This window comes from Longimicrobium sp. (assembly GCA_036389795.1).
In the GTDB taxonomy this organism is placed as follows: Bacteria; Gemmatimonadota; Gemmatimonadetes; order Longimicrobiales; family Longimicrobiaceae; genus Longimicrobium.
In genome coordinates this window covers 1-9,416 of sequence record DASVWD010000012.1, presented here as the reverse complement: position 1 = coordinate 9,416, position 9,416 = coordinate 1, and the positions used below count along the sequence as shown (strand labels likewise).

Here is a 9,416-nt window from a genome sequence, read left to right as displayed (position 1 = left end):
GCGCGCGCGCCACGCCGGGCGTGCGAGGGCCGAATGCGTGCGGGGGCTTGTAAGTCGTTGTGAGACAATGTATTATATACGCGTTCCCGGAGTGGCATAGGCGGGAGGAGCGCCGCCGGAGGGTCCTGGTCCCCCCTGGAGTGCAACCCCCGCACCCGTGCCGCCCGCCCGTGGCGCTTGTCCCCGGGCGAGCGGGTATTATCTTTGCCCGCACAACACCCCGAATCCCCAGCAAAGCTGCTCAGAGCAAAGCCGTCGAAAGGCGGTGACGCAGAGCCACGGGACTACCGTGCGGCCTATGCCGCGCCACGTCCGCCGAGCCGCCAGCTTGCGACTGCGCTTTCCCCGCACGTCGTCAGCCGGAGGTTCGTTCTTTTTTTGGTCTGGCCAGGTCAGGAGCGGACAATGAAGCTCGCCACGCATCCACTGCTGCGCGCCCGCGGCGCCGCGCTCCGGCTCGGCGCCACTTTCCTGGTCCTCGCCGCCTGCGACGGCGGCGGCGGCGTCACCCAGCCGGGGCCGGAGCCCACGCCCGAGCAGCCCCGGGTGAGCGCGGTGAAGCTGTCGCCCAGCGGCCAGGCGGTGCAGGCCGGCGCCACCCTGCAGTTCCAGGCCACCGAGACCATGAGCGACGGGAGCGCGGGCTCCGTGGAGCTCACCTGGTCGGCCACCGGCGGCACCGTCACCCAGAGCGGCCTCTTCACCGCGGGCGCGAGCCCCGGCAGCTACACCGTGACGGCCACCGCGCCGAACGGGGTGGCCGGCAGCGCGAGCGGCACCGTCACCGCCGGCCCGCCGTCGAACCCCACGCTCACGGGGATCCTGGTGACTCCGAACGGCGCCAGCGTGCAGGCGGGCGCCACGCAGCAGTACCAGGCGGTGGGGCAGCTCTCCAGCGGCGGCACTTCGCAGGTCGCCGTCACCTGGTCGGCAACGGGCGGGACGATCTCGGCCGGCGGGGTCTACACCGCCGGGAGCACGGCGGGGAGCTTCAAGGTGACCGCCACCGGCCCGGGCGGGGTCTCGGGCTCGGTGGACGTCACCGTCACCACCACGCCGCCGCCGCCCCCGCCGCCCGCGGGGAGCTACCAGACCGTGGTGGGCGACGACTGGCGCTCGTACCAGAACAAGGACCAGCTCAAGGCGCGCGAGTACTTCTGGTGGTTCCGCTCCGAGGACGTCTACCAGGACGTGGACCTGGTGGCCGACCCCACCTTCGGGCAGGCGGTGCGGATCCGCTTCCGGCAGTCGGACGAGGCTGGGTTCGCGCCGCGCCTCAGCGAGGCGTTCCCGGCGCCGCTGGACAAAATGTGGTACCGCTGGCGGATGAAGTACTCGCCGGGGTGGACCGACGTGGGGCCGAACCCCGCGGGGTACGCCAACGCCTACAAGGTCTCGTTCTGGCTCTGGGAGGGCTACGACGGGCGCGGCGGCATCGAGCTCACCAGCACCGACGACTACGTGCGCGGCTGGGCCGTCAACCAGAACGGCACCTGGCTCTCGTACAACGAGCGGCAGCTCCCCGGCACCCAGAACTGGAGCCGCGCCGCCGCGGCCTGGAACGACAACGAGTGGTGGGAGTTCGTGGTCTACTACGAGCGGCTCGGCCCCAGCTCGGCGCGCCAGCACTGGTGGAAGCGGCGGCTGACCAACGGCGGCGCGATCGCCAACAACGCCTGGGAGTACGCGGGGATCGAGGTGAGCGGGAACGTGACGCCGCGGGCGCGGGGGATCGACCTGGGCGCCAACAAGAACAAGAGCACCCCGCAGACGCAGTACATCTACTGGGGCCCCTGGGAGGTGGTCGACGGGTCGAAGTACCCGAACCCCTTCGGGATGACCGGCTTCTGAAGCCGGCGCCGGGCCCGCGGGACGCTTCCCGCGGGCCCGGTCTCTTTTCGGGTGCGTGGGTGCGTGAAGGGAATGCGCGTGCTCTTTACGGATCTGATCCAGCAATCGATCGGCTTCTCAACGCGATGTGTTTCGCAGGGGCGAGCCTGGAGTCCGAGCACAGGCGGCATCGGCGCAACAGGCTGCCTGCCGCATACGGGCCCGGCATCCGCCGGTTGAGGCAGGCCTCGCCCCTACGGGATCATCTGATCAGAATCCGCTGAAGTTCTCTGCGTCCTCCGTGCCCTCTGTGAGGGGCATTTCAGTTGTTTCTCTGCTGACTCTGCTGACTCTGCGTGAGGCCCGCAGTTCGTCTTTCTTTCTGCTGATTCCCGCATCACCCTCCCAGCGCCGCGCGGAAGGCCTCCAGCGTGGGCTCGATCTCCTCCGCGTGCGAGGGGCGCTCCAGCAGGCGGCCGAGTTCGGGGGGGACCGGGACCTCGCGGCCCACCAGCGGCTCCACCACCGCCTCGAACTTGGCCGGGTGGGCGGTGGCGACCACGATCCAGTCCGGCGTCTCCAGCCGCTCGCGCACCACCACCGCCGCGGCGGTGTGGGGGTCCCACACCTCGCCCCAGCGCGCGGGGCCGGCGCGGATCGCCGCGCGGATCTCCTCGTCGCCCACCCGGAACGCGCTGAGCGCCCGGCGCGCCGCCTCCTCGCCGCCGAAGAGGTGGAAGACGCGCTCCATGTTGCTGGGGAAGCCCACGTCCATCGCCGTCGCGAGCGTGGCCACGGTGGGGCGCGGCCCCCAGGGCTCGCCGGCCAGGAACGCGGTGACGGCGGGGTTGGCGTTGGTGGCGAGCACCACCTCGCGCACCGGCAGCCCGGCGCGGCGGGCCCAGAGCGCGGCCACGGCGTTCCCCAGGTTCCCCGAGGGCACCACGAACCCCGGCGCCGCCCCGTGCCGCCGCGCGTACCGCAGCGCCGCCCACGCGTAGTACGCCGCCTGCGGGAGGAGGCGGCCCACGTTGATGCTGTTGGCGGAGGAGAGCCGCCGGACGGCGCGCAGATCCGGGTCCGCCATGGCCGCCTTCGCCAGGCGCTGACAGGCGTCGAAGTCGCCGCGGACGGCGAAGGCGCGCACGTTGCCGCCCCACGCGGTGAGCTGCTTCTCCTGGCGCGGAGACACCCGCCCGGCGGGGAAGAGCACGGCCACCTCCACCCCCGGCCGGCCGTGGAACGCCGCCGCCACCGCGCCCCCCGTGTCGCCCGAGGTCGCCACCAGGATGGTGAGCGGGCGCGCGTCGGCCCCGCCCAGGCGCGACATCACGGCGGCCAGGAAGCGCGCCCCCACGTCCTTGAACGCCGCCGTGGGGCCGTGGAAGAGCTCCAGCACCGCCGTCCGGTCCCGCAGGTCGCGTAAGGGGACGGGGAAGGCGAGCGCCTCGCGGCAGATCTCCCCCAGCGCCCCCTCCAGCCGGTCGCCCGCGAAGAACGGCGCCAGCAGCCGCTCCGCGACCTCCGCCAGCGTCTGCGCCCCCGCGAAGTCCTCCGCCGCGAGCGAGGGGAAGCGCTCCGGGACGTAGAGCCCGCCGTCCGGCGCCAGCCCGCGCTCCACCGCTTCCGAGAGCGTCGCCGCGTGCCCGGGGTCGCGCGTGCCGAGGTACCTCACGCGACCTCCTCCACGCGGGCGCCGGGGCCGCCCACGGGGCAGGTCCATCCGCCCGCCTTCACCCCGTGCGCCGCGAAGGCCGCCACCATCGCCTCGCGCACCCGCAGGGCCGCCGCCTCGCCGCCGCACCAGGCGAAGACGCTGGGGCCGCCGCCGGAGATGGAGCAGCCCAGCGCCCCCGCCGCCAGCGCGCCCTCCTTCACCGCCGCGAAGCCGGGGATGAGCGGCGCCCGCCACTGCTCCACCAGCACGTCGGCGAGCGAGCGGCCGACGAGGGCCAGGTCGCCCGCGCACAGGCCGGCGACCACCCCCGCCAGGTTGGCGGCCTGGCGCACGTGGTCGCGCAGCGCGATCTCCTTCGGGAGAACGGCGCGCGCCGTCCGCGTGTCGAGCCGCAGCTCGGGCAGCACCACCACGCATCGCAGCGCCGCGGGGACGGGGAGGGGGACCACGTCGGGAGGCTCGGCCGAGCGCACCAGCACCAGCCCGCCGAAGAGCGAGGGCGCCACGTTGTCGCCGTGCACCGCGCCCGCGGCCACCGCCTCGCCGACCAGGGCGTAACGGAAGAGGTCGGCCAACTGCAGCGGCTCGGGGAGGAGCGCGTTCGCCGCGACGACGGCGGCGACGGCCGAGGCGGCCGATCCCCCGATCCCCGAGCCGAGCGGGATCCCCTTCTCGATCGACACCTCCACGCCCATCTCCGGCGCGCGCTCCTCCAGCAGCCGCAGGAGCGCCGCGCCGGCGGTGTTCGCGGCGGGGTCGGTGGGGAGGGGGCCGGCGCACCCCGTCGCCTCGCGGATGGCGACCCCGCGCCCGGGGACGCGCCGCACCGTCACCCGGTCGCCCGCGGCGGGGAGGGGGTGGCCCAGCAGGTCGAACCCCACCGCCAGGTTCGAGACGCTGGCCGGGGCGAAGGCGGTGGCGCGGGTCGGGCGCGTCATGCGGGCTGCCGGATCGGGATGAACGCCGTCGACTACCGGTCTCACTGGATTTCAGAATTGATCGTGCAAGCACGAAGATGTCATTCCGAGGGAGCGTCCACTCCCGACTCACCCCCACGCCGATGCCTGGGACGCTCCCGAGGAATCTACTGCGCCTGCGAGCGAGGTCTGGTGCGACGAGCGGACCTCGCTCACGGGTGAGTAGATTCTTCGGTCGCCGCCTGGCTCTGCCGCATTCAGAAGGTTCGGCGCCGCGGCTCCCCTCAGAATGACATTCTGTTGCACAATCAGTCTGACATGGGTGAGTCACTGTCGTCGCCGTCGACGGAGCCGGATTCACGGCGCGCCGCCGAGGTACGCGGCCAGGCGGAGGAGGTCGGCGAAGACGCCCGCCGCGGTGACCTCGGGCCCGGCGCCCGGCCCCTGCACGATCAGCGGGTTGGGCGTGTAGCGGCGGGTCTGGAACTGCACGATGTTGTCCGTCAGGTTCAGCCGCGCGAACGGGTGCGACGCCGGGTAGCCGCAGAGCCGCACGCTGGCGTGCCCGCCCTGTCCACCACGCCCACGAAGCGCAGCCGCTCGCCCCGCGCGTGCGCCTCCTCCCACCAGCGCGCGAGCCGGGCGTCGTGGTCCCGCAGCCGGTGCAGGAAGTCGTCCACGCTCCCTCCCTCCAGCTCCGGGGGGACCAGCCCCTGCAGCTCCACGTCGGCCAGGTCCAGCTCCAGGCCCATCTCCCGCGCCAGGATCACCACCTTGCGGGCCACGTCGACCCCGGACAGGTCGTCGCGCGGGTCGGGCTCGGTGAAGCCCTGCCGCCGCGCCTCGGCCACCAGCTCCGAGAAGGGGCGCACCCCGTCGAAGGCGTTGAAGAGGTACGACAGCGTCCCCGAGAGCACCCCCTCCACGCGCAGCACCTCGTCGCCGGTGGCGATCAGGTCGCGCAGCGTCTGGATGATGGGGAGCCCCGCGCCCACCGTGGTCTCGTACAGGTAGTGCGCGCCGGGGCCGCCCCCCGTGCGGCGCAGCTCGCGGTAGTAGCCGAGCTCCAGCGTGTTGGCGCGCTTGTTGGGCGTGACCACGTGGACGCCGCGGGAGAGCCACTCGCCGTAGCGGCGCGCCAGGTCCTCGTCGGCCGTGCAGTCGACGATCACCGTGTGCGGGAAGTCGTCGCTGCGCACGTGCGCCAGGAAGGCGTCCAGGTCGAACGGCACCCCCCGCGCCAGCTCCTCGCGCCAGCGCTCCAGCGGCAGGCGCCGCCCGTCCAGCGCCATCACCGAGCGGGTGGCCACGGCGCGCACGCGCAGGTCCACGCCGCGCTCGGCGCGGATCCGCTCGGCGCGCCGGGCCAGCTGGTCCAGGAGCGCCGAGCCCACCACCCCGGCGCCGATCACCCCCACGGACAGGGTCTGCCGCGACAGGTAGAGCGCCGAGTGCGTGGCCCTGAGCGCCCGCTCGGCCTCGGCGGCGCCCACCACCACCGAGATGTTGCGCTCGGACGAGCCCTGGGCGATGGCGCGCACGTTGATCCCCGCCTTCCCCAGCGCCCCGAAGAAGCGCGCCGCCACGCCGGGGAGCCCCGCCATCCCGTCGCCCACCACCGCCAGCAGCGCGCAGCGGGGGTCCACCTCCAGCGTCTGGATCTGCCCCTGGTGGCGCTCGGCGTAGAACGCCGCCTCCAGCGCGGCCCGCGCCCGCTCGGCGGCGGCCGCGGGGACGGCGAAGCAGAGCGAGTGCTGCGAGCTGCCCTGCGACACCATCAGCGCGCTCACCCCCGCCTCGCGCAGCGCCCCGAAGAGCCGGTGGGCGGCGCCGGGGACCTCGCGCATCCCCGTCCCCTCCACGTTCACCAGCGCCACCTCCTCCACCGCCGAGATCCCCTTCACCGTGCGCGCCGGGCCGCCGTCCACGTGGATGCGCGTCCCCGGCGCCTCGGGGCGGAAGGTGTTGCGGATGTAGATGGGGATCGAGCGCGCAACGGCCGGCCCCATGGTGGCCGGGTGCACCACCCGGGCGCCGAAGTGGGCCAGCTCCATCGCCTCCTGGTACGACAGGCTCTCCAGCACCAGCGCCTCTGGGACCAGGCGCGGGTTGGCGCTCATCACCCCGTCCACGTCGGTCCAGATGTGGATGGCGTCGGCCTCCAGGAGCGCGCCGAAGATCGAGGCCGAGTAGTCGCTCCCGTTGCGGCCGAGCGTGGTGGGCGCCCCCGCGGGCGTCGAGGCCACGAAGCCGGTGACCACCAGCGTCTCGGGGAGGCCGCCGCGGGCGTCGCGCCACGCCGCGAGACGCGCGCGGGTCGTCTCCCACTCCACGCGCGCCGTCCCCTCTCCGGGCTCGGCCACCAGCACCTCGCGGGCGTCCAGCCAGCCGGCCCGGGCGCCGCGGGCCGCCAGGTGCGCGGCCAGGAGGCGGGCGGACCACACCTCGCCGAGCCCCGCGACCATGTCCACGGCGCCGCGCGGGCAGTCGCGCAGGATCCAGGCGGCCCGCAGCACGTCGTCCACGTCGGCGAAGTCGCGCTCCAGGGCGGCGCGCACCTCGTGCCCGCACGCGCCGGGGAGGAGCTCCTCGGCGGTGCGCAGGTGGCGGGCGTAGAGGGCCGCGGCCTCCTGGCGGTACGCCGGGTCGCGACGGCCGGCCAGCTCCACCGCGCGCATCAGCGCGTCGGTGACGCCGCCCATGGCCGAGACCACCACCGCGCGCCGGGGCTCGGGGCGGCCGAGCACGATGTCGGCCACCGCGCGGTAGCGGTCGGCGGTGGCCAGGCTGGTCCCGCCGAACTTGTGGACCACCAGCTGTTCCGTGGACATCCGGGTCCTTCCGCATCCCGGGAGTGCCGCCGGGGCTGTCCTTGCGGCGGCGTAAAGAAAGCGGCCCGTGAAAGTTCACGGGCCGCCGGCGCACCGTTGGGGACCATGCCGCCCAATGGCGTCTGGCGTCTCCGCGCCGCGACTCGTGCGCCAGGGTCGCGGCGGCGGCGGTCCTGGTGGAGCGCGTCTCATGAAACGTGTCTGCAACTGTACCCGGTTCGCGAGCGGCATGTCAAGGCCGCGGGTGTCCGGGGTTGATGGGCGGCCGAGGCCGGCTGGATTGGGCGCTTCCGGAGCCCATGCGGAGAGCGCGATGAGGTACAGGCCCGCTTCCCTTCGACGGTACGCTCGCCGCTTCGTTCCCCTGGTTCCTCGGCTGCGTGAACGACGCCGCCGACCGCAACGGGTTCCGGCGCGTCGAGGTACACGATGGCTGATGGGCAGAATGGCTCCGCTCCGGCAGTCGGCTGCCGGATGCATTGATGGAACAGGTGATCGGCCCTGGCAGCGGCGAAGCGAGAGGCACGATTACCGGCATGCATCATGCGCCCGGCGCCGCTCCACGCGCCGGGGCGGTCGGCGAAGATGCGCCGTCGGCGGAGGGCTCTCGAAAGAAGTTGCGAGCGTGACGATGCGGGGTCGCGGGTGGCTGCTGGGGGTGGGGCTGCTGGCCTGCGCCTGCGTGCGTCCCGCGCGCGGGTCGGCGCAGGAGTTCCACGAGGACGTGGCACATCCGTGCCAGGACTTCTGGATGCTCACGCGCGTGGAGATCCTGGCGTGCCTGCGGGCCGACTACGCGGAGGCCGACGCGGAACTGAACCGCGTGTACCGGCAGAAGATGGCCGCCCTATCCCCCGAGCGGCGCAGGGCGCTGCGCGAGAGCCAGCGGGCGTGGCTGCGGCGCTACGACGCGGTGCTCACCTCGTACTACTCCCGCCCCTGGGCCAACCACTCCATCGTGAAGGTGCTCCCCTCGCAGATCCGCGCGGTGCGCGACCGCACGGCGTACCTGCGCGCGCTGGACGACGGCTAGGTGCCGCCCCGCAGGCCTCGCAGCTTGCCGCGCGCGATCTGCTCGCGGCGCGGGTCGGTGTTCAGCTCCAGGAAGCGCTCGTACGCCGCGATGGCCGCGGCGATGTCGCCCCGCGCCCGGTGCACCTCGCCCATGTTGGCGTGGGCGATGGCCCGCCGCGGGTCCAGCCGGATCGTTTCGCTCAGCTCCCGCCCGGCCCCGTCGATGTCTCCCAGCTGGAAGAGAGCCCATCCCAGGTTGTTGCGGTACGCGGCGCTCGTCGGCGCCGCCTGCACCGCCGCGCGGAAGCGCGCCGCCGCCCCGGCAATGTCGCCGCGAGCGAACAGGACCTCGCCCTCGCGGTTGAGGGCGGCCGCGCTTCCTCCCCGGACGGCGGGCGCGGGCGGCGGGGCCGCCGCGGTGGCCGCCGGGGCGGGGGACCGCCGGGGCGCGGGAGGCGGGGCGGGCGCCGCGGCCGGCCCCCTCGGGATCGTCGCCGTCCCCGTGGCCGCCGGGCGGTCGGGGGTGGTGGTGGGCGAGGCGACGCCGGGCTCCACTCGCTGCGCCTCGGCCGGCGGGCGCTCGATGCCGCCGGGTCCTGTCGTGGGGCCCCGTGCCACCTGGCCCCCCGGCACCGCCTGGCCTCCAGTCGTCACCCGGCCTCCCGGCGCCGCACCGCCGGCCGGAGCCGCCCCGGCCGGGTCCGTCGCCCTGGTCTGCTCCTCCGCGTCCGCGCCGGCCACGCGGCCGCCGGCTGGCGACGCGGTGTCCCTCCCCACGTTCCGCAGCCCCATCCATCCCAGCGCGAGCACCAGCGCGGCGATGAGCGCGATCACGGCGACCCTGCCGCCTGCCCGGCGTTCGCGGGGCGTCGCCGGGGGCGGTGTCCGGCCCGGAGCGCCGTCGCCGGCCGGCCGCCGCGCTTCGCCGGCCGCGCCGCGCGTACCGGCGCTCGCGGGAGCACTCGCCCCGGCCGCCAGCGCGGGCTCCACCACGACGCGCGGCCCGCCGGCACGCGGAGCGGGAGCGGCGGGCTCCGTGGGGCGGACGGGCCGGGTGGGCACCACGGGCGTGGAGACCACGGGTGGCGAAGTGCCCACGGGCTCCCGGGCAGCCACGGGCTCGGCCGGCACGACGGGCTCGGGAGG

At 74.6% G+C, this 9,416-nt stretch carries 7 protein-coding genes and 1 riboswitch; of the genes, 2 read left to right on the top strand and 5 right to left on the bottom strand.

Going from position 1 to position 9,416, the window contains the following annotated elements:
• Positions 1-235 precede the first annotated feature (235 nt).
• Positions 236-328, top strand: a riboswitch (cyclic di-GMP riboswitch).
• Positions 329-405: 77 nt separating this feature from the next.
• On the top strand, positions 406-1,851 hold the full coding sequence (locus VF746_01360; protein ID HEX8691060.1) for an Ig-like domain-containing protein: 1,446 nt from the start codon (positions 406-408) through the stop codon (positions 1,849-1,851).
• A gap of 376 nt (positions 1,852-2,227) precedes the next feature.
• Here the strand turns inward: VF746_01360 and thrC are convergent, their stop codons facing one another.
• The 4 genes from thrC to thrA form a co-directional block, all read right to left on the bottom strand.
• Complete coding sequence (gene thrC / locus VF746_01355; GenBank protein ID HEX8691059.1) at positions 2,228-3,505, bottom strand: threonine synthase; 1,278 nt, start codon at positions 3,503-3,505, stop codon at positions 2,228-2,230.
• Positions 3,502-4,446: a homoserine kinase gene (locus tag VF746_01350; GenBank protein ID HEX8691058.1), complete on the bottom strand. Its 945-nt coding sequence runs from the start codon at positions 4,444-4,446 to the stop codon at positions 3,502-3,504. The genes thrC and VF746_01350 overlap by 4 nt, the downstream gene beginning before the upstream one ends.
• 336 nt (positions 4,447-4,782) lie before the next feature.
• A complete protein-coding gene (locus VF746_01345) occupies positions 4,783-4,980 on the bottom strand; it encodes a hypothetical protein (GenBank protein HEX8691057.1) in 198 nt (65 codons plus the stop codon).
• Positions 4,935-7,256, bottom strand: coding sequence for a bifunctional aspartate kinase/homoserine dehydrogenase I (thrA, locus tag VF746_01340; protein HEX8691056.1), 2,322 nt, complete (start codon positions 7,254-7,256; stop codon positions 4,935-4,937). The genes VF746_01345 and thrA overlap by 46 nt, the downstream gene beginning before the upstream one ends.
• A gap of 631 nt (positions 7,257-7,887) precedes the next feature.
• Between thrA and VF746_01335 the strand changes: the two genes are divergently transcribed.
• Positions 7,888-8,289 carry a lysozyme inhibitor LprI family protein gene (locus tag VF746_01335; protein HEX8691055.1) on the top strand — a complete coding sequence of 134 codons (402 nt, stop codon included), beginning with the start codon at positions 7,888-7,890 and terminating at the stop codon, positions 8,287-8,289.
• Here VF746_01335 and VF746_01330 read toward each other — a convergent pair.
• On the bottom strand, positions 8,286-9,416 hold a 1,131-nt coding region (locus VF746_01330), incomplete at its 5' end, for a tetratricopeptide repeat protein (GenBank protein HEX8691054.1). The two genes, VF746_01335 and VF746_01330, sit on opposite strands and share 4 nt — an antisense overlap.

Excerpts from the sequence above, each read along its gene's own strand:
- VF746_01360 (HEX8691060.1), top strand. The coding sequence starts at position 406 with ATGAAGCTCGCCACGCATCCACTGCTGCGCGCCCGCGGCGCCGCGCTC.
- VF746_01350 (HEX8691058.1), bottom strand. The coding sequence starts at position 4,446 with ATGACGCGCCCGACCCGCGCCACCGCCTTCGCCCCGGCCAGCGTCTCG.
- thrA (HEX8691056.1), bottom strand. The coding sequence starts at position 7,256 with ATGTCCACGGAACAGCTGGTGGTCCACAAGTTCGGCGGGACCAGCCTG.
- VF746_01335 (HEX8691055.1), top strand. The coding sequence starts at position 7,888 with ATGCGGGGTCGCGGGTGGCTGCTGGGGGTGGGGCTGCTGGCCTGCGCC.